This is a genomic window from Variovorax boronicumulans NBRC 103145 (assembly GCF_001591345.1).
GTDB lineage: Bacteria > Pseudomonadota > Gammaproteobacteria > Burkholderiales > Burkholderiaceae_C > Variovorax > Variovorax boronicumulans.
This window is the reverse complement of sequence record NZ_BCUS01000124.1, coordinates 1-18,721: the sequence shown is the minus strand read 5'-3', so window position 1 is coordinate 18,721 and position 18,721 is coordinate 1. Positions and strand designations below refer to the sequence as shown.

General features: G+C 68.6%; 16 protein-coding genes, 1 pseudogene and 1 riboswitch. Of the genes and pseudogenes, 6 read left to right on the top strand and 11 right to left on the bottom strand.

Going from position 1 to position 18,721, the window contains the following annotated elements; genetic code table 11:
- The 6 genes and pseudogenes from VBO01S_RS26175 to VBO01S_RS26150 form a co-directional block, all read right to left on the bottom strand.
- Positions 1 to 553: pseudogene (locus VBO01S_RS26175) on the bottom strand (cobaltochelatase subunit CobN); the annotation flags it as partial.
- A 4-nt stretch (positions 554 to 557) separates the two neighbouring features.
- Positions 558 to 1,622, bottom strand: a complete 1,065-nt coding sequence (cobW, locus tag VBO01S_RS26170; protein ID WP_062480894.1) for a cobalamin biosynthesis protein CobW — start codon at positions 1,620 to 1,622, stop codon at positions 558 to 560.
- A gap of 114 nt (positions 1,623 to 1,736) precedes the next feature.
- Complete coding sequence (locus tag VBO01S_RS26165) at positions 1,737 to 2,414, bottom strand: energy-coupling factor ABC transporter permease (protein WP_062480892.1); 678 nt, start codon at positions 2,412 to 2,414, stop codon at positions 1,737 to 1,739.
- 73 nt (positions 2,415 to 2,487) lie between these two features.
- Complete coding sequence (locus VBO01S_RS26160) at positions 2,488 to 4,026, bottom strand: PepSY domain-containing protein (RefSeq protein WP_062480890.1); 1,539 nt, start codon at positions 4,024 to 4,026, stop codon at positions 2,488 to 2,490.
- 14 nt (positions 4,027 to 4,040) lie between these two features.
- The gene (locus tag VBO01S_RS26155; protein ID WP_255221203.1) at positions 4,041 to 6,065 is read right to left on the bottom strand and encodes a TonB-dependent receptor; all 2,025 of its coding nucleotides are present in this window, start codon (positions 6,063 to 6,065) and stop codon (positions 4,041 to 4,043) included.
- Positions 6,066 to 6,355: 290 nt separating this feature from the next.
- Positions 6,356 to 6,638, bottom strand: a riboswitch (cobalamin riboswitch).
- Positions 6,639 to 6,719: 81 nt separating this feature from the next.
- Entirely contained in the window at positions 6,720 to 6,941 is a 222-nt protein-coding gene (locus VBO01S_RS26150) for a hypothetical protein (RefSeq protein ID WP_062480886.1), read from the bottom strand.
- Between the two features lie 151 nt (positions 6,942 to 7,092).
- On the opposite strand from VBO01S_RS26150, the gene VBO01S_RS26145 reads away from it, so the two are divergent.
- Positions 7,093 to 7,500: a hypothetical protein gene (locus VBO01S_RS26145; RefSeq protein WP_062480884.1), complete on the top strand. Its 408-nt coding sequence runs from the start codon at positions 7,093 to 7,095 to the stop codon at positions 7,498 to 7,500.
- Here the strand turns inward: VBO01S_RS26145 and VBO01S_RS26140 are convergent.
- Together VBO01S_RS26140 and VBO01S_RS26135 are read right to left on the bottom strand one after the other, a co-directional pair.
- Entirely contained in the window at positions 7,470 to 8,348 is an 879-nt protein-coding gene (locus tag VBO01S_RS26140) for an EI24 domain-containing protein (RefSeq protein WP_157627462.1), read from the bottom strand. The genes VBO01S_RS26145 and VBO01S_RS26140 overlap by 31 nt on opposite strands.
- 102 nt (positions 8,349 to 8,450) lie before the next feature.
- On the bottom strand, positions 8,451 to 10,154 hold the full coding sequence (locus VBO01S_RS26135) for a cation:proton antiporter domain-containing protein (protein WP_062480880.1): 1,704 nt from the start codon (positions 10,152 to 10,154) through the stop codon (positions 8,451 to 8,453).
- A 183-nt stretch (positions 10,155 to 10,337) separates the two neighbouring features.
- Between VBO01S_RS26135 and katG the strand changes: the two genes are divergently transcribed.
- Positions 10,338 to 12,596, top strand: a complete 2,259-nt coding sequence (gene katG / locus VBO01S_RS26130) for a catalase/peroxidase HPI (protein ID WP_062480878.1) — start codon at positions 10,338 to 10,340, stop codon at positions 12,594 to 12,596.
- A 104-nt stretch (positions 12,597 to 12,700) separates the two neighbouring features.
- A complete protein-coding gene (locus VBO01S_RS26125; RefSeq protein ID WP_062480876.1) occupies positions 12,701 to 13,300 on the top strand; it encodes a tetratricopeptide repeat protein in 600 nt (199 codons plus the stop codon).
- A 67-nt stretch (positions 13,301 to 13,367) separates the two neighbouring features.
- Here the strand turns inward: VBO01S_RS26125 and VBO01S_RS26120 are convergent, their stop codons facing one another.
- Together VBO01S_RS26120 and phbB are read right to left on the bottom strand one after the other, a co-directional pair.
- Complete coding sequence (locus VBO01S_RS26120) at positions 13,368 to 14,711, bottom strand: dicarboxylate/amino acid:cation symporter (protein WP_062480874.1); 1,344 nt, start codon at positions 14,709 to 14,711, stop codon at positions 13,368 to 13,370.
- Between the two features lie 156 nt (positions 14,712 to 14,867).
- Complete coding sequence (gene phbB / locus VBO01S_RS26115; protein ID WP_062480872.1) at positions 14,868 to 15,605, bottom strand: acetoacetyl-CoA reductase; 738 nt, start codon at positions 15,603 to 15,605, stop codon at positions 14,868 to 14,870.
- Positions 15,606 to 15,809: 204 nt separating this feature from the next.
- Here phbB and VBO01S_RS26110 point away from each other — a divergent pair, with 204 nt between their 5' ends.
- The 3 genes from VBO01S_RS26110 to VBO01S_RS26100 all read left to right on the top strand — a co-directional run bounded on the left by VBO01S_RS26110 (position 15,810) and on the right by VBO01S_RS26100 (position 17,481).
- A complete protein-coding gene (locus VBO01S_RS26110) occupies positions 15,810 to 16,457 on the top strand; it encodes a DJ-1/PfpI family protein (protein ID WP_062480870.1) in 648 nt (215 codons plus the stop codon).
- Between the two features lie 80 nt (positions 16,458 to 16,537).
- Positions 16,538 to 17,062: a CinA family protein gene (locus tag VBO01S_RS26105; protein ID WP_062480868.1), complete on the top strand. Its 525-nt coding sequence runs from the start codon at positions 16,538 to 16,540 to the stop codon at positions 17,060 to 17,062.
- Positions 17,059 to 17,481: a GNAT family N-acetyltransferase gene (locus VBO01S_RS26100; protein ID WP_062480866.1), complete on the top strand. Its 423-nt coding sequence runs from the start codon at positions 17,059 to 17,061 to the stop codon at positions 17,479 to 17,481. The genes VBO01S_RS26105 and VBO01S_RS26100 overlap by 4 nt, the downstream gene beginning before the upstream one ends.
- A gap of 50 nt (positions 17,482 to 17,531) precedes the next feature.
- On the opposite strand, the gene VBO01S_RS26095 is transcribed toward VBO01S_RS26100, so the two are convergent.
- Positions 17,532 to 18,536 (bottom strand): tripartite tricarboxylate transporter substrate binding protein BugD, encoded by a 1,005-nt coding sequence (locus tag VBO01S_RS26095; RefSeq protein ID WP_062480864.1) that lies wholly within the window; start codon positions 18,534 to 18,536, stop codon positions 17,532 to 17,534.
- Between the last annotated feature and the right edge of the window lie 185 nt (positions 18,537 to 18,721).

Here is an 18,721-nt window from a genome sequence, read left to right as displayed (position 1 = left end):
GCAGCGCCACCTGCGGCAGGCTGCGCGGCGGCAAGGGCGCCTCGCCGTGGCCCAGGCCATGGAAGGCCACCGCGCGCAGGAACTGCGCCGCGTTGCCCGCGCCGCCCGAGCGCAGGTACTGCCACAGCTGACGGCTCACGCCGCGCGCCGCGGTGCCGCGCGCGAGCAGGTCTTCGTCTTCCTGCAGGTCGCCCGAGAACATCGCGAGCTGCTGGCCCTGGCGCTTGGCGAGCTTTTCGAGCTGCTGCAGACCGTAGGCCCAGGCCGACTCGGCCCCCAGGTGATCGACCACCACCACGCGCGCATGCCGCAGCACCTCGTCGACGTACAGGTCGAGCGACGCGGGCTGGCGCAGGTGCATGAGATTGGCCAGCCGCAGCGACGGGTAGCCGGGGTCGGTGGCCGCCAGCGCCGTGCGCGCGGCGGCGAGCAGCGCGAGCGTGGTGTCGGCCGAGCTGAGCACCACGATGTCGCCCGGCGTCTGGTCGAGCCGGGTGACGACGCTCGGGTCGTCCTCGACGAAGCGGCCGGGCTGGGTGCTCAGCAGGTGCATGCGGTCAGGCGGGAACGGCCGCCACGCCTTCCAGTGCCTTGCGCAATGCGCCTTCGTCCAGGTCTTCGCCGATGAACACGAGCCGCGTGCGCTGCGCCTCGCCGTCGCGCCAGCGGCGGTCGAAGTGGTGGTCGAAGCGGCGGCCCACGCCCTGCACGAGCAGGCGCATCGGCTTGTGCGGCACGGCGACGAAGCCCTTCACGCGGTAGATGGTGTGCTGTTCGACCAGTGCGGTCAGCACGGCGATGAGGCCATCGCGGTCCACGGGCGGCAGCTCGATCACAAGCGAGTCGAACTCGTCGTGGTCGTGGTCTTCCTCGTGGTCGTGGTGGCTCTCGCGCAGGTGGATGGTGTTTTCGGCGGCGCGGCCCTGGCCCAGCAGCAGCGCGAGCGGCAGCTTGCCTTCAGTGGCGCCGACGATCTTCACCTCGGGCGGCAGCTCTTCGCGCACCAACGCCTCGACCTGCGCGCGCGCGGCGGCGTCCATGAGGTCGGTCTTGTTGAGCACCACGAGGTCGGCGGCCGAGAGCTGGTCTTCGAACAGCTCGTGCAGCGGCGATTCGTGGTCGAGGTTGGGGTCGGCGCGGCGCTGCACGTCGACCTGCGCGGGGTTCGCGGCGAACTGGCCCGACGCGGCGGCGGGGCCATCGACCACGGTCACCACCGAATCGACGGTGAAGATGTTCGCGATGTCGGGCCACTGGAAGGCCTGCACCAGCGGCTTGGGCAACGCCAGGCCCGAGGTCTCGATGAGCACGGCGTCGATCTGGTCGCGGCGCTCGGCCAGCTGCAGCATCACGGGCAGGAACTCTTCCTGCACGGTGCAGCAGACGCAGCCGTTGGCCAGTTCGTACAGCGCGCCTTCGCGCTCGTTGCCTTCGTCGTCGCAGCCGATGCCGCAACCGCGCAGGATGTCGCCGTCGATGCCGAGTTCGCCGAACTCGTTGACCACCACCGCGATGCGGCGGCCCTCGGCATTGCCGAGGATGTGGCGCAGCAGCGTGGTCTTGCCGCTGCCGAGGAAGCCCGTGACGACGGTGACGGGGATCTTGGCGTTGCTTTGTGTCATGGAATGGATGCTTTCAGGCGCGCAAGGCGCACGGGGAATCGGGCGCGCGGCGCGTGCGTGGCGCACGCGCCGGCGAACGGCACGCCCTCTTCAACGAGGGGCTGCCGGCGCGAATCAGACGGCGCTGTACAGGCGGCGCTCGACCAGGGCCGTGCCCTGCAGGCGACGCCAGGCCTTGGCCGCGGCCAGCACGCCCAGGTCGACCAGCGGCTCGACCAGCACGACCGTCATGTAGGCCGCGCCGAAGCTGGCGATCTGGCCCAGGTTCTCCAGGCCGGTGCCGCGACCGTAGAGCGCCCAGAAGCCGACCCACACCACGATGCCGCCCTGGTAGGCCACCGATAGCTTGAAGGCCTGCTGGTAGCTGATGTCCACATAGGCCATGTTCGCGGGAATGATGCGGCGCGCCAGCGCGGCGGTGGCGAACAGCGGCACCAGCAAGGTCGTGACGTTCATGCCGTACTGCGGCAGGTCAGGCGGTGCGAAGAACAGGCTCTGGATGAGCAAGCCGCCGGCCAGGCCGATGGCCGCGGGCGCGAGCCCGAAGAGCAGCATCAGCGTGGTGCCCAGGATCAGGTGCACCTCGGACACGCCCACGGGATGGTGCGGGAACACCTCGAAGAAGCAGAACACCAGCATCACGGTGAAGACCGAGCGCAGCAGCAGGCCGATGGGGCCGTCCTTGCGCAAGGTGTCGAAGGCGACCTTGCCTGTGTAAGCCAGTGCAGCCGCCCCTGTGGCGTAGCTGAGGAAGATCTTGGATCCGTCGACGAGTCCGGGTTCGATGTGCATCGCGCACCTCCTGAAATGCACCGAAGTGCGAAAGTTGATTGTTGGGGGATGGACTGGCTTGCGCAAGTCCCCGTCATGAAACCCGGGAGCCTTGCAGCCCCCGCTGAACAGGCGATGGCTGTGGCTTGCGCCGCAGCCGCCGCCAGCCGATCACCACGCCGCTCGCCGAAGCGACGACGCCGATGATCGACAGGAACCACACAACGAAGTCCCAGGCGGGCCGGTACTGGATGAGCCAGGGGAAGTCGAGGCTGTGCGCGGCGTTGAAGAGCCAGCGGCGCAGCCGCGCGTTGCGGTCGTTGCTGCCGGCCACCTGCCCGCTCGTCGGGTCGATGTAGAGCCAGCTGCGCGCGGCGTCGTCGAACTCGAGCCGCCACACGGGCAGCACGCGCGTGCGGTGGTGGCCGTACCAGTGGAAGTCTTCGTGCGTCTGCAAGGCAGCCTGCGTGATCGCGGCGCCGGGGCGCAGGCGAGCGGCGGCGCGCACGATGTCCTCGCGGGCGATGACGGCCGGCGCACCGGTGGCGGCATCGACCACCTGCACGCGGGCCTGCGCGTCGCGCAGTTGCAGCAGCGGCTTGCCGTCGAACCCCATCAGCAGCGCCTCGCGCGATGCGCCGGCGCCCTCGCCTGCCGGCACCATGGCCGGCGGCCAGGGGAACGGCGACGCGCCGGTGCCCGTGTAGCGCGCCATCGCGGCCGCATCGGCCGGCGCGCGCTGGAACCAGCCATTGGGGTTCATCGACAGCCAGCCGCTCACGATCCAGGTCAGCACGAAAAAGCCGCCGATCAGCCCGGCGATGTGGTGCCAGGCCATCCAGCCGGTGTACGGCGTGACCGCGCCGCTGCGAAAGCGCCGCCGCAGCCGGATGCGCAGGATGCCGATGACGATGCCCGTCACGGCCGAGACGATGCAGGCGGCCGACAGCCACACGACCACGTCGTGCCACAGCGGCGGGTCGGCGCGCAGCGGCGTGAAGTAGATCCAGTGCGGCACGGCGCCCAGCCAGTTCCAGAAGCGCTCGGCGCGCGTGGTGTCGCGCACCACCTCGCCCGTGCGCGAGGACACGTACAGCTCGGTGCCCGCCGCGTCGTCGACTTCGATGCGGTGCAGCGGGCGCAGCGGGTTCAGGCCCTGCGGCACGGTCCACTGGTCGCGCTCCAGCGTCTCGGCCCAGCGCGCGCCGGGCTGTGCGGAGAAATCTCGGGCGATGACCTCGGCCTGCGCCGCATCGACCGGGCCGAGCACATGGCCGTCGCGCGCGGACACGGTATGCCGACTGCCGCGCGCATCGACGATGCGCCACACGGGCTGCGCGTCGGCGCCGGCCTGCATCTCCAGCGCCATGCGCCGGGGCGGCTGCGCACGCACCGCTGGCGGCAAGGCATCGAGCGCGGCAGCCGGCGCGACCACCGCCTGGTCGAAGCGCACCGGGGCGAGCCCCGCCAGCCGCTCTTCGTCCGTGAGATTCGGGTACCCCACGTACATCATGACCACGCCCGAGACGAACCACATGACGAACAGCAGGCAGCCGCCGATGCCCAGCCATCGGTGCGTCCAGTACAGCACCCGCCGCAGCGGAGGCCATGCGCGTTGCCATGGGGTGCTCATGGGGCCGTGCGTGTTCAGAAGGTCACGAACGCCGACAGCTCGAACGAGCGCGGACGGCCCAGCAGCCACTGGTTGCCGCCGTTCGAAAACGAGACCGGGTACCTGCGGTCGGCCAGGTTGTAGGCGCGCAGCGCCAGCTTGAGCGACGGGTTCGCCTGCCAGCTCACGCCCGCGTCGGCCACGGTGTAGGAGCCGATGCGGCGCGTGTTGGCCGCATCGACCTGCCGCGCGCCGACGTGGCGCACGCCGAACTCGGCCTCCCACTGCGGCAGGAAGCGCCAGTGCAGCCACAGGTTGGCCGCCACCTCGGGCACGCCGGCGGGCGTGTTGCCCGCGCGCGAGACCAGCGACTTGCCGACCGCCTCGTTGAAGTCGTCGTAGCGCGCACGCAGCCGCGCGGCGTTGGCTTCGAGGCGCAGCGTGGAGGTCAGCGCGAGGTCGAGCGTGGCCTCGATGCCTTCGGACGACTGCTTGCCGATCTGCTGCACGACGGTCGGGTCGTTCGCGTCGCGCGACAGCAGCTTGGTCTTCTCGATGCGGTAGGCGGCCACGCTCCAGGCGCCGCGGCCCTCGGCCAGCTGGCGCTTGTAGCCCACCTCGACCTGCTTGCCGACGCTGAGCTCGAACGGCACCTGCGTGGCCGAGGTGCTGATGAGCCCGGTGAGCGGATCGGCCGCGCGCGCCACCTGCGCATAGAACGACTGCGCGGCGTCGGGCGCGTAGACCACGCCGAGGCGACCGGTGGCGTACTCGAAGGTCTTGTCCAGGCGCGGGGCGCGGTTCTGCGGGTCGGTGCGCACGATCTTCGCGTGGTCCCAGCGCAGGCTGCCGACCACCGACCAGTGTTCGTTGAAGGCCAGCTTGTCTTCGGCGAAGAAGGCGTAGGTGCTGGTCTTGGTCTTGTAGCGCGGCAGGTAGGGCGTGGGCGAGACGTAGTAGCCGGGGTTGAAGACGAAGGCATCGACCACCGAGCGCCCGCCGTAGGGCGTGTCGCTCGAGTTCAGGAAGTCGATGCGGTTCACATCGAAGCCCACCAGCACCTGGTTCTTCAGGCCGAACAGCGCGTGCTTGAAGGTGGCGTCGGTGCGGTTGCCGATCTGCTCCTGGTCGTGGCCGATCTCCAGGTAGTCGCCGCGCGTCACGCGGTTCGTGGTGGCGTTGTAGGTGTAGGTCTCGCTGTCGCGCCAGTGGCGCTTGCTGTCCAGGCGATAGAGCTGGTTGCGCACGGTGACGGCGTCGTTGGGCGTCCATTGCGCATCGAGGCGAGTCCAGCGGTCGCGGTACTTGACCTCGGCGTCGTCCAGGTTGTAGTTCTGTTCGCGGTTCAGGCTGCTCACGCGGCCATTGATGAGCGGCACGCCGAAGTAGCGCTGCGGCGTCTGGCGGCCCTCGTCGTGCGAGAGCGTGAACTGCAGCCGTGGCGACACATCGAGCCGCACCGCGCCGCCCACCGCCAGGCTCTCGGCCTCGCCGCGCCGCATGAAGCCGTCGGTCTTGCGGTGGCTGATGTCGAAGCGGTACGAGAGCATGTCGTTGATCGCCCCGCCGCTGCCGAAGGCGACCTGGCGCGTGGCGTCGGAGCCCACGGTCACAAGCGCTTCGTTGCGAATCGGGCCGCGCGTGGGCTTCTTGGGCACCACGTTGATCGCGCCGCCGATGGCGCCTTCGCCGAACATCACCGAAGCGGCGCCGCGCAGCACCTCGATGCGGTCGGTCGACCAGGTGTCGAACGGGAAGGTGACGGTGCCCGCGCCCACGTACAGGCGCGTGCCGTCGTACAGCTGCATCACCGAGCCGTGACCGTTGAAGCCACGCGCCGACAGCGACGAACCACCGTTGCCCGGCGCGGGCGAGCCCGTGATGCCGGTGGCGCGGCTCGCGGCCTCGACCACCGACACGTCGCCGCGCGCGCGAATCGCGTCGCCAGTGAGCACCTCGATGCTGGCCGGCGTTTCGAGCGGCGTGAGGCCCAGGCGGCTGCCGGTCTGCGTGGGCTCGTCCAGGGCCAGCGGCGTGTGGCGGCTGGCTTCGATCTGCACGGGGGCGAGGCTGGGGCGACCGGCCGTGTCGCCCGACTGGGCGAGAACGGGCCCGCAAGCGAGGCCGAGCCCCAGTGAAAGACCTGAAAGACCCGAAAGGCGCGCCCGTTGCAGGGGCGGGCCCGAGCGATCGCGCGGTGGCGATGCAATGCGATTCATCCGACTTCTCCTCCAGCCCGCGTCCCCGCAGGCTCCTGACCGATCGCGGACGCCGAGGGAGAAGAGACGAGGGGCGGTGCCGTTTCGCGCGAGGGAAAAGCGGCAGGCCCGGACACGCACTCCCGCAGCATCCGAAGGCGGTTGCGAAGGCCGGTATCCGGGCTCGCGGAGTGCGTCGGGGTGCAATGCATGCACCTCGGCGCCGAAGCCCTCGCCTTCCCACGCCGAAGCGCAGTGGCTGCCCGGGCGAAGAATCGCCGGGGCCTGAGGGTGTCGATGTCCGCTGACCGTTGCGGGGGCAGCGCAGGAATGGAAGGGTCCTTCGAAAAAACGACGCCTCGCACCTGCTTCCCGTTTAACCCCGCCGCCAGTCCTGTGACTGGTCGTGCAGGGCACCTTCGAACCGTGGGGTGTTGGACGACACCGGTGTGAACCAATGTTTCCAACCGCCGGGATTATAGGGAGCGCCCTGCGGCGGCGCCCTTGCGGGCCCCGTCAGACGGGCTTGCCGTCGGGCCCGAACAGCCGCCGCAGCACCGCCACGCCGGCAACCAGCGCATTCGAATACGTGGCGTAGGGCTCGTGGGCGGCTTCGAGCGGCACGTACACATGGGTGGAGTCGCCGGGCGAGCCGTCCACGGCCTCCATCAGCACCCAGTAGAACTCCCCTTCCTCCAGTTCGTGGACGGTGAGTGCGATGTCTCTCGGCGAAGGCATGACGGTCAGAGAAATGAAACAGGGAATGAACCCGCCTTTGAACGGGCAAGGGGCTGGCGCGGTTGTCAGTACTAGGGCTTCTCCTACAGTGCATGGACGCCGCGCGGCCTAATGTTAGGGGTGGGGAGTTGCATCAGAACAAGGAGTCAGCATGAAACATTTCACGCTTGAACCCAACATGCGCGCCGCCTTCGGTGGTGCGTTCTACCCGACCGGTTACTCCCTGGTGATGTTTCCGAGCGTCGAAGACGCCAGCCGCATCGGCCACGGGCTGATCGCGAAAGGCATCGTGAGCGGCGACGAGGTCTACCTGATACCGGCCGAAACCGTCCTGGCGGAAATCGCGCCGACCGTGCATGCCTCGCACAGTCCCCTGCCCTCCGCCGGCACCGACGGCGACACGGTGCGCGCCTTCATCCAGCTGGCCCACGAAGGCCACACGGGCCTGCTGATCCGCACCAAGGACGGCGCCATCACCGAGCGCGTGATGGAACTGGTGCGTACCGTGCCCTACTCGATCGCCGAGCGTTATCGCACGCTGGTGATCGAGGACCTTTGAGCGCTGGCCGAAGTGTCGGTCAAGGCGTCGGTGTCAGCCCGGCGCTGTGCCTCCATACCTCGGCAGCCGAGGTGGCAGGTGCCTGCGCCCAGCAAGGCGGGCAGCAGCAGATTCACCACCGGCACGAGCGCCAGCAGCAGGATCAGAACGCCGAACGCCACCATCGCACCGCGCTGGCGACGCACGACCTGCATGCGCTCCTCGCCGTTCGCAATGCCGGCGAGCGCGGGCGCCAGCAGGAAGCGCACGTTGAGGTAGGCGAGCAGCAGGAACAGCAGCACGCCGTTGATCACCGGCACCAGCAGGCACAGCAGCATCCCCAGGCTCGCGCCCAGCCAGGGCCCCAGCCATCCGCGCACGCCGACCCACACGCCCGAGGACTCGGGCCGTGACTGCAGCAGCGCCGGGTAGCGCGCCTGCACGCGCTCGCGCACCGGGCCCAACACCACCCAGCGCAACGCCAGCCGGATGGTGGCGACGATGACGCCGACGTACATCACCACCAGCACCGCGACCGTGAGCAGCGCCGCATAGAGCAGCATCATCGCCAGCGCAGGGGCGATGCCCGCCATGCCCGCGATGCTCCCCCCACTGCCTCCCGTGCCGGGCAGCAGGCCGAGCACCGCCCCGCCCATCACGACGAAGACCGACACCACGCCGGCCGCCGTGCCGATCGGCTGGAAGTGACGGTAGAACACCCAGCTCCACACGGCGAAGACCAGCAGGCACAGGCCCGCGGAACGCAGCACGATGCCCGGACGCAGGCTGGAGCGAAAGGCCAGCACGAGGCAGACCAGGGACTCGCGCACCGCGCCGAGCAACGAATGCCATCGGGCTTTCAGTGACATGAGATGAGGAAAAAAGAGATCAGTGAAAAGCGCGGATGCATGCCGTGGTCGGGGAGATGACTCCCGACCGGCGCGACCCGCGACGAGCGCAGGCAGCCGGCCTCAGGCCGGCACCGCCATCGCGGCGGCGCGCTGCACCACATCGCGGGCCATGGCCTGGGCGAGTTCCTGTTCGCCCAGGAACACCTTCGCGTCGGTTTCGGCGGCCAACAGGCGCGCTTCCTGCTCGTTGTGGCTGCGCACCACGGTCTGGATGGTGGGATTCAGCGTGCGCGCGGTTTCGATCATCTGGCGCACGTTCATGGCGTCGGGCGTGGCCACCACGAGCACGCGGGCGCGCGCCACGTGCGCCTGGATCAGCACCGCCGGGTCGGCCGCGTCGCCCCACACGGCCGGAATGCCGGCCTCGCGCAGCTTCTCGACCAGCTCGCGGTTCTGCTCGGCCACCACGTAGGGGATGTCGTTCGTCTCGAGCTCGGCGGCGATGCGCCGGCCCACCCGGCCGTAGCCGACCAGCACCACCTGCCGCGACAGGTACTTGGCCTCGGTGGTCATGGGCAGCTCGGCCAGCGGGTCGCTGCGTGCGTCCAACTCGCGTGCGAACTTCGAATGCGCGTGCAGCCATTTCTGCAGCGGCGCGATGAGGCTGAACCACAGCGGATTGGTGGCGATGGAGATCAGCGCGCCCGCCAGCACCAGGCTCTGTCCTTCCACCGGCAGCAGGCCGAGCGACACGCCCAGCCCGGCCAGGATGAACGAGAACTCGCCGATCTGCGCCAGGCTCGCGCTCACCGTGAGCGCGGTGGCCAGCGGGTAGCGGAACACCAGCACCAGCGCACAGGCCGCGAGCGACTTGCCCAGCACGATCACCAGCACCACGGCCAGCACCTGCAGCGGTCGCTCCACCAACACGGAGGGGTCGAACAGCATGCCGACCGACACGAAGAACAGCACGGCAAAGGCATCGCGCAGCGGCAGCGACTCCTGCGCCGCGCGGTGGCTGAACTGCGATTCGCGCATCACCATGCCGGCGAAGAAGGCACCCAGCGCGAACGACACGCCGAACAGCGCCGCCGAGGCAAACGCGATGCTCACGGCCGCCGCCACCACGCACAGCGTGAACAGCTCGCGCGAACCGGTGCGCGTGACCTGCCAGAGAATCCACGGGAACACGCGCCGCCCCACCACCAGCATCAGCACCACGAAGCCGCCGACCTGCAGCAGCGTGAGGCCCAGCGTCTGCCAGACAGGGTCGCCGCTGGTGTCGACCTTGGTGCTGCCCAGCGCGCCCGCCAGCGGCGGCAGCAGCACGAGCACCAGCACCATCGCCAGGTCTTCGACCACCAGCCAGCCCACCGCGATGCGGCCGGTGAAGGAATCGAGGATGCCCAGGCTCTCGAGCGCGCGCAGCAGCACCACCGTGCTCGCCACCGACAGCGCCAGCCCGAACACCAGCGCCGTGCCCCAGCTCCAGCCCCACCACATGGCGAGGCCGCCGCCGAGCAGCGTGGCGACCGCGATCTGCGCGATGGCGCCGGGCAGCGCGATCTTGCGCACCGCGAGCAGGTCGGCCAGCGAAAAATGCAGGCCCACGCCGAACATCAGCAGCATCACGCCGATCTCGGCCAGCTGCGCGGCAATGCCCGCGTCGGCCACGAAGCCGGGCGTGAACGGGCCGATGATCACGCCCGCCAGGAGGTACCCCACCAGCGCCGGCAATCGCAGCCGCGCCGCGAGAAAGCCGAACACCAGCGCCAACCCCAGGCCGGCGGCAATCGTATTGATGAGGGAGACGCTGTGGGGCATCGGTCCATTTTGCAGGAACGGCCCTCAACCTTTGAAGCCCGCAGGCTTCTACGGGCCTGCGTCTACACCCCTACGGAAGCGACGCGAACTATCGTAGGCATAAAGCACTTCTATTCGCATCGACACCTTTCTCATCCAGAATTTGAGCGGTCCCCCCGTCCCCCCAACAACAGGAGCCTCCCCATGAGCAACGAGAAAACCGAAGCGAAGTGCCCGTTCAGCCAGGCCACCGGCGCCGGCACCACGAACCGCGACTGGTGGCCCGAGCAGCTGCGCCTGGACCTGCTGCACCAGCACTCCTCCAAATCCGATCCCCTGGGCGCCGGTTTCGACTACGCCAAGGCCTTCCAGAGCCTCGACCTCGCCGCGGTGAAGAAAGACCTCGCCGCGCTGATGACCGACTCGCAGGACTGGTGGCCGGCCGACTTCGGCCACTACGGCCCGCTCTTCATCCGCATGGCCTGGCACAGCGCTGGCACCTACCGCATCGGCGACGGCCGCGGCGGTGCCGGCCGCGGGCAGCAGCGCTTCGCGCCGCTCAACAGCTGGCCCGACAACGTGAGCCTGGACAAGGCGCGCCGCCTGCTGTGGCCGATCAAGCAGAAGTACGGCCAGAAGATTTCCTGGGCCGACCTGTTGATCCTCACCGGCAACGTCGCGCTCGAGACCATGGGCTTCAAGACCTTCGGCTTCGGCGGCGGCCGCCCCGACGTGTGGGAGCCCGACCAAGACGTGTACTGGGGCCGCGAGAAGACCTGGCTGGGCGGTGACGTGCGCTACGCACAGGGCTCGCCCGGCGTCGAGAAAGACCGCGGCGTGCTCGTGAAGGACGACGACAGCAAGGTGCCGCACACGCGCAACCTCGAGAACCCGCTGGGCGCCGTGCAGATGGGCCTGATCTACGTGAACCCCGAAGGCCCGGACGGCAACCCCGACCCGATCGCCGCGGCCCACGACATCCGCGACACCTTCGCCCGCATGGCCATGAACGACGAGGAAACCGTGGCGCTCATCGCCGGCGGCCACACCTTCGGCAAGACCCACGGCGCGGGGCCGGCCTCGAACGTCGGCAAGGAACCCGAAGCCGCCGGCCTCGAAGACCAGGGCTTCGGCTGGAAGAACAGCTTCGGCACCGGCAAAGGTGGCGACACCATCACCAGCGGCCTCGAAGTGACGTGGACCACCACGCCCACGAAGTGGAGCAACAACTTCTTCGAGAACCTGTTCGGCTACGAATGGGAGCTGACCAAGAGCCCCGCCGGCGCGCACCAATGGGTGGCCAAGGGCGGCGCCGGTGCCGGCACCATCCCCGACGCGCACGACGGCTCCAAGCGCCACGCGCCGACCATGCTCACGACCGACCTGTCGCTGCGCCTGGACCCGGCCTACGAAAAGATCTCGCGCCGCTTCCTGGCCAACCCCGACCAGCTCGCCGACGCCTTCGCGCGCGCCTGGTTCAAGCTCACGCACCGCGACATGGGCCCGCGCGCCCGCTACCTCGGGCCCGAGGTGCCGGCCGAGGAGCTGATCTGGCAAGACCCGATCCCGGCCGTCGACCACCCGCTGGTCGACGCCAGCGACGTCGCGGCGCTGACGAAGAAGGTGCTGGCCTCGGGCCTCACGCCTGCGCAACTGGTGTCGACGGCGTGGGCCTCGGCCTCCACCTTCCGCGGCTCCGACATGCGCGGCGGTGCCAATGGCGCCCGCGTGCGGCTGGCACCGCAGAAGGACTGGGCCGTCAACCAGCCCGCGCAGCTGGCCCAGGTGCTGAAGGTGCTCGAAGGCATCCAGAGCGAGTTCAACGCGGCGCAGACCGGAGGCAAGAAGATCTCGCTCGCCGACCTGATCGTGCTGGCCGGCGGTGCGGGCGTGGAACAGGCCGCGCGCAATGGCGGCCGTGAAGTGAAGGTGCCCTTCTCGCCGGGCCGCGCCGACGCCTCGCAGGAACAGACCGACGTGCCCTCGTTCGAACCACTGGAGCCCGCGGCCGATGGCTTCCGCAACTACCTGAAGGGCCGCTACAGCGTGCCCGGCGAAGCGCTGCTGATCGACAAGGCGCAGCTGCTCACGCTCACGGCGCCCGAGATGACGGTGCTGGTCGGCGGCCTGCGCGTGCTCGACACCAACGTCGGCCAGACGCGCCACGGCGTCTTCACGAAGACGCCCGGCACGCTGAGCAACGACTACTTCGTGAACCTGCTCGACATGGGCACGGAGTGGAAGGCGGTGTCGGACACCAAGGAGGAATACGAAGGCCGCGACCGCAAGACCGGCACCCTCAAGTGGACCGGCACGCGCGTCGACCTGGTGTTCGGCTCCAACGCGCAGCTGCGGGCCATCGCCGAGGTCTACGGCGCGTCCGACAGCCAGCAGAAGTTCGTCGACGACTTCGTGGCCGCCTGGACCAAGGTGATGAACCTGGACCGCTTCGATCTCGCCTGAGGCGGGGCGCCAGCGCCGTCCGCGCCCCGGGGCCCTGCCCCGCGGGCGCGGACTCCCATGAACGAGGTATTCGTTTTCCGGGCCGGGGCACTAGATTCGGCCCCATGAAATTCGCGAAGGCATGGCTTGCCGCCGGCGTCGTCCTGGCGGCCTCGCAGTTCGGCGCGCTGCACGCGCAGGACGGCAACCCCGAATGGCGCGCGCTGCGCCAGGAACTCGTGCAACGCATCAACGCCAACTGCTACGACGTCGGCACGCTCGAGCTGGCGCAGCAGGTGCTGCAGACGGCACAACGCACGGGCGGGCCCGAGTCCGCCGACACGGCCCTCAGCCTCGTGCTGCTGGCCCATGTCCACCAGCGGCAGGGGCAGCTGACCCGGGCCGCGCAGTCGTACACGGCCGCGCTCGCCATCCAGGAAAAGACCGCCGGGCCGGACAGCCCGCGGGTGGCGTTCACGCTGAGCGCGCTGGCCGGCCTGCACTACCGCCGCGAGGCCTTCGACCAGGCCATTGCGCTGTACGAACGCGCCCTGGCGATCCACGAGAAGCAGCGGCGCCCCGACGCACACGCCGTACTGGTCAGCCGGCAGAACCTGGCCGCGGCCCATCGCGCCCAGGGCGCCTACGCCAAGGCCGCCCCGCTGTACGAACGCGAGCTCGACGCCAGGGCGCAGCCGCTGCTCGCGGTGGCCCTGGTGCACTGACGTGCACTGAAGCGCACCGAAACGCGCCACACCGCACCCAAACGCGCGGGCCGGCGTCCTGCTCCCGCTACTGCGCCATCTTCGATTCGCGCGCGTTCACCAGCTCCTCGGGCTCCTGCGACTCGACCCAGCTCTCGTTGTTGAGCCCGGCCTGCAGCCGCTCGGTGTCCAGTTCGTTGGTCCACTTGGCGACCACGATGGTGGCCACGCCGTTGCCGATCAGGTTGGTGAGCGCGCGCGCCTCGGACATGAAGCGGTCGATGCCCAGGATGAGCGCCAGCCCCGCCACCGGCACATGCCCCACCGCCGACAGCGTGGCCGCCAGCACGATGAAGCCGCTGCCCGTGACACCGGCCGCCCCCTTCGAGGTGAGCAGCAGCACGGCCAGCAGCGTGATCTCCTGCGTGAGCGTCATCGGCGTGTTGGTGGCCTGCGCGATGAACACCGCCGCCATCGTCAGGTAGATCGAGGTGCCGTCCAGGTTGAACGAGTAGCCCGTGGGAATCACCAGCCCCACGCAGGTCTTGTGGGCGCCCAGGTTCTCCATCTTCTCCATCATGCGCGGCAGCACCGATTCGCTGGACGAGGTGCCCAGCACGATCAGCAGTTCTTCCTTGATGTACTTGATGAACTTCCAGATACTGAAGCCGTGAAAGCGCGCAATGAGCCCCAGCACCACGAAGATGAACAGCAGGCAGGTCAGGTAGAAGGTGCCCATGAGCTTGCCCAGCGACAGCAGGCTGCCCAGCCCGTACTTGCCGATGGTGAAGGCCATGGCGCCGAAGGCGCCGATGGGCGCGAGCTTCATGATGTAGTTGACGATCACGAACAGCACGTGCGAGCCCTTCTCGATCACGTCGAACACCAGCGTGCCGCGACCGCCGAAGCGGTGCAGCGCAAAGCCGAACAGCACCGCGATCAGCAGCACCTGCAGGATCTCGCCCTTGGCGAAGGCATCGACCACGGTGGAGGGAATCACGTTGAGCAGGAAGTCGACCGTGCCGGTCATCTTGCCGGGGCCGGTGTAGGCCGCGATGGCCTTGGTGTCGAGCGTGGACGCGTCGATGTTCATGCCCGCGCCGGGCTTGAGCAGGTTGACCAGCACGAGGCCGACCACCAGCGCGATGCTGCTCACGATCTCGAAGTACAGGAGCGCCAGCCCGCCGGTCTTGCCGACCTTCTTCATGTCTTCCATGCCGGCGATGCCGACCACCACCGTGCAGAAGATGATCGGCGCGATGATCATCTTGATGAGCTTGATGAAGCCGTCGCCCAAGGGCTTCATCGACTCACCGAGCGAGGGGTAGAAGTACCCCAGGAGCACGCCGACGATCACCGCGGTGATCACCTGCACGTACAGGGAACGGTAAAGGGGGAGCTTCCTGGGTACTGTGCTTGTTGTATGTGCCATGACTGCCTCCTGAAAAGATGAAGGAAAACGCAGAAGAAAGGGTTCGTGCCGGGTTGCTTTCGATGGTTGAAGTCGTGTGTCCTGTGGGAGTGGTTCCGGCCCAAATGAAAAAACCCGCCGAAGCGGGTTTTTGTTTTCAGGGCGTGGCGCGCATGCTCAGTGCATGTGGAGGCCGCCGTTGACCGAGAAGTCGGCCCCGGTGCTGTAGCCGCCTTCGTCGGTGGCGAGCCACGCGATGATGGAAGCGATTTCGCTCGGCTCGCCCAGGCGCTTGACCGGGATCGTGGCCACGATCTTGTCGAGCACTTCCTGGCGGATGGCCTTGACCATGTCGGTGCCGATGTAGCCCGGGCTCACCGTGTTCACGGTGACGCCCTTGTTGGCCAGCTCCTGCGCCAGCGCCATCGTGAAGCCGTGCATGCCGGCCTTGGCCGCCGAGTAGTTGGTCTGGCCGGCCTGGCCCTTGGCGCCGTTGACCGAGCTGATGTTGATGATGCGGCCCCAGCCCTTTTCGACCATGTCGCCCACCACCTGCTTGGTGACGTTGAACATGCTGTTGAGGTTGGTTTCGATCACCGCGCTCCAGTCCTCTGGCGTCATCTTGAGGAACATGCGGTCCCGCGTGATGCCGGCGTTGTTGACGAGCACGTCAATCGCCCCGTGGGCCGCCTTGGCGGCGGAGAAGGCCTCGACGGTGGATTGCCAGTCGCCGACATTGCCGACCGACGCGTGGAACTCGAAGCCTTCGGCTTTCTGTTCGGCCAGCCACTTGGCGTAGTCCCGCGTGGGGCCGCAACCTGCGACCACGGTGAACCCGTCCTTGTACAGACGCTGGCAGATGGCTGTTCCGATGCCACCCATGCCTCCGGTGACATATGCAACTTTCTTGCTCATGAGATTTCCTTGATTGAAGCTAGCAAAAAGCCTGAACGGCCGCCTTCACTCTAGCCATTTTCAGGCCACACAACTCTGAGGGAGAACACTGAGCCAAGCTTGCAACCAGCTGTCACGGACATCACCTCGGCGGCACTCTATATGCTTGCGGCTTCGCGCCCGTGACAGGGCCCCTGCCGGCCACCCCACCAGGAGTTCGCACGCATGAATTTCGCAATCGTCGTCTTCCCCGAGGTCGAGGAGCTCGATTTCGTCGGTCCCTGGGAAATGCTCACCATGTGGAGCAAGCTGGCCGGCGGCCCCGCCAACTGCCTCGTGGTGGCGCAAACGCACGGCCCGGTCGTCTGCGCCAAGGGGCTGTCGATCAACCCGCATGTCTCGTTTGCAGACTGCCCGCCGCTCGACTTTCTGCTCGTGCCCGGCGGCATGGGCACGCGGCGCGAGGTCGACAACCCCGCCATGGTGCAGTTCCTGGCCGCGCAGGCGCCCGGCTGCAAGGCGCTGCTGTCGGTGTGCACCGGCGCCTTCGTGCTGCATGCGGCCGGCCTGCTCTCGGGCCGCACCGCGACCACGCACTGGGGATCGCTCGACCGCCTGCGCGCGCTCGGCGACGTGAAGGTGGTGGAGCAGCGCTTCGTGCAGGACGGCCATGTCTGGACCTCGGCCGGCGTCTCGGCGGGCACCGACCTGATGCTGGCCTTCATCGCCCATGTGGCGGGCGAGGAAGCCGCGGCCAAGGTGCAGCTGCAGGCCGAGTACTACCCGGCCGACACGGTGTACGGCCACACCTCGAGCCATGAGCGCGCGCCATCGTATGTGCGGCGGCCGGGGTCGCGCGCGGGCCTCGCCTGACCGTTCGTTCATTCGTTCGCGCGTTCCCTTGATCGATCGAACGGTCGGTCATTTCTTCTTTCTTACTTCTTTCGACCTCCATGTCCACGCCCGACCTCACCGACCTCGAACCGCTTTCCGTGCTCGCCGCCCGCGTGGGGGCGACGCTGCGCGAGCGGCGCCAGACGGTGGCGGTGGCCGAATCGTCGGCCGGCGGCCTGGTCTCGGCCGCCCTGCTCGCGTTGCCGGGCGCCTCGGCCTACTTCCTGGGCGGCGCGGTCATCTACTCGCGTCGCGCCGGCAAGGCCCTGCTCGGCCTCACGCCCGAGGACATGGGCGACATGCGCGGCGAGACCGAGCCCTATGCGCGCTTCATCTCGGGCCGCATCCGCGACGCCCATCGTTCGAAGTGGGGCATCTGCGAGAGCGGCGCGGCGGGACCGTCGGGCAGCCCGTACGGCGACGCGCCGGGGCATGTCTGCATCGCCGTGACCGGCGCGGACGGCCTCGTGGTCAGCCGCACGATCGAAACCGGCGCGACCGACCGGCCATGGAACATGGATGTGTTCGCGCGGCTGTTGCTGAAGTTGTTCGAAGAGACGCTGCTGGCGAACGGCGACGCATGACCGAAACAGTGATTTCGACCGCCTCCGAAGAGGAGGTCCGCTCCGGCGTCCTGGGCCGCCGGTTGCGCGAGTTCAACTACGGCTTCGTCGGCGAGTACCCCGATACGCGACCCGTGTGGCTGAACGCGAAGGATGCGCAGGGCCGCCTGATGGGCGGGCTGCGTGGCTTCGTGTTCCTCGAATGGCTGCGCATCGACGTGCTGTTCGTTGAGGAGGAAGCCCGGGGCACCGGCCTGGGCCGCCGCCTGCTCGCGGAGGCGGAAGCGCGCGGCAAGGCGCTGGGCGCCGGGAATGCCGCACTCGAAACCTTCGAGTGGCAGGCGCGAGGCTTCTACCTGAAGCAGGGCTACGAAGAGTTCGCGCGCATCGACAACTACGCGCGCGGCAACTACCTCGCCTACATGAAGAAAAAGCTCTGAGCCCGGGGCATTGCGGCCCCCGACCCGAACCGCCTCTCAAGCTGTCGCGCTCAATCCGCCTGCACCCCCGCAGCCCGGATCACCTTCCCCCACTTCTCGATCTCCGCCGCGAGGTGGCTGCGCAGCGCCTCGGGCGTGACCTTGTCCATCGGCACGGCCTCGGTGCTCAGTTCGGCGAAGCGCTTCTTCACGTTGTCGTCCTGCAGCGCGGCGCGCAGGGCCACGTTGAGCTTCTCGATCACGGCCGGCGGCGTGCCCTTGGGCGCGTACACGCCGTGCCACACCTTCACGTCGAAGCCCTTGAGGCCCTGCTCGTCGAGCGTGGGGATGTCCGGCATGCTCGACAGGCGCTTGGGCGTGGTCACGCCGAACACCTTCACGCGCTGGCCGTCCTTGATGACGGGCGCGGTCTGCGTGGTCTGGTCGCACAGCAGGTCGACCTGCCCGCCCATGAGGTCGTTGAGCGCCGGGCCTGCGCCCTTGTAGGGCACGGTCGTCAGCTGCACGCCGATCTGGTGCGCGAAGAGCATGCCGCACAGCTGCGAGACGGCACCGATGCCCGCGTTGGCAAGCGAGACCTTGTCCTTGTTGGCCTTCACGTAGGCCAGCAGCTCCTTGAAGTTGTTGGCCGGGAAGTCCTTGCGCGACAGCAGGGTCATCGGCACGTCCATGACCTGGCCGACGTACTCGAAGTCTTTCAGCGGGTCGTAGTTGAGCTTCTTGTACAGCGCGGGTGCGGTGGCCATGCCCATGTGGTGGATGAGGATGGTGTAGCCGTTGGGCGCGGCCTTGGCCACGCGGGTCGGCGCGATGGTGCCGCCCGCGCCCACGGTGTTCTCGACCACCACGGTCTGCCCCAGCGACTTGCCCATGGGCACGGCGAGCATGCGCGCCACCACGTCGGTGGGGCCGCCGGCCGAGTACGGCACGACCATCACGATGGGCTTGTCGGGCCACGCGGCCTGCGCGGCGGCGGGCGATGCGGCGGCGAGCAGGCAGGCGCCCGCCGAGGCCGCGATGAGGGCTTTCAGTTTCCAGGTCTTCGTTGCGTTCACTTCTTTGTCTCCTTGTGGTTTGTCTGTGGATCAGTGCGTCACGGATGAATCGCCCGGGCCGTGGGATGCGGCCAACGCCAGCCAGCGCTCGGCCAGCCGCACCACGGGCCCGTCGACCATGCGGCCGTCGAGGCTCACGACGCCGCCGCCGGCCGCGCGCACGGCCTCGGTGACGCGGTGCGCCC

What these genes read in the sequence shown, in the direction of transcription:
- VBO01S_RS26160 (WP_062480890.1), bottom strand. Translation starts at nt 4,026, where the DNA reads ATGAGCACCCCATGGCAACGCGCATGGCCTCCGCTGCGGCGGGTGCTG.
- VBO01S_RS26135 (WP_062480880.1), bottom strand. Translation starts at nt 10,154, where the DNA reads ATGCCCCACAGCGTCTCCCTCATCAATACGATTGCCGCCGGCCTGGGG.
- VBO01S_RS26110 (WP_062480870.1), top strand. Translation starts at nt 15,810, where the DNA reads ATGAATTTCGCAATCGTCGTCTTCCCCGAGGTCGAGGAGCTCGATTTC.
- VBO01S_RS26140 (WP_157627462.1), bottom strand. Translation starts at nt 8,348, where the DNA reads ATGTCACTGAAAGCCCGATGGCATTCGTTGCTCGGCGCGGTGCGCGAG.
- VBO01S_RS26120 (WP_062480874.1), bottom strand. Translation starts at nt 14,711, where the DNA reads ATGGCACATACAACAAGCACAGTACCCAGGAAGCTCCCCCTTTACCGT.
- VBO01S_RS26105 (WP_062480868.1), top strand. Translation starts at nt 16,538, where the DNA reads ATGTCCACGCCCGACCTCACCGACCTCGAACCGCTTTCCGTGCTCGCC.
- cobW (WP_062480894.1), bottom strand. Translation starts at nt 1,622, where the DNA reads ATGACACAAAGCAACGCCAAGATCCCCGTCACCGTCGTCACGGGCTTC.
- VBO01S_RS26100 (WP_062480866.1), top strand. Translation starts at nt 17,059, where the DNA reads ATGACCGAAACAGTGATTTCGACCGCCTCCGAAGAGGAGGTCCGCTCC.
- phbB (WP_062480872.1), bottom strand. Translation starts at nt 15,605, where the DNA reads ATGAGCAAGAAAGTTGCATATGTCACCGGAGGCATGGGTGGCATCGGA.
- VBO01S_RS26165 (WP_062480892.1), bottom strand. Translation starts at nt 2,414, where the DNA reads ATGCACATCGAACCCGGACTCGTCGACGGATCCAAGATCTTCCTCAGC.
- VBO01S_RS26150 (WP_062480886.1), bottom strand. Translation starts at nt 6,941, where the DNA reads ATGCCTTCGCCGAGAGACATCGCACTCACCGTCCACGAACTGGAGGAA.
- VBO01S_RS26125 (WP_062480876.1), top strand. Translation starts at nt 12,701, where the DNA reads ATGAAATTCGCGAAGGCATGGCTTGCCGCCGGCGTCGTCCTGGCGGCC.
- VBO01S_RS26145 (WP_062480884.1), top strand. Translation starts at nt 7,093, where the DNA reads ATGAAACATTTCACGCTTGAACCCAACATGCGCGCCGCCTTCGGTGGT.
- katG (WP_062480878.1), top strand. Translation starts at nt 10,338, where the DNA reads ATGAGCAACGAGAAAACCGAAGCGAAGTGCCCGTTCAGCCAGGCCACC.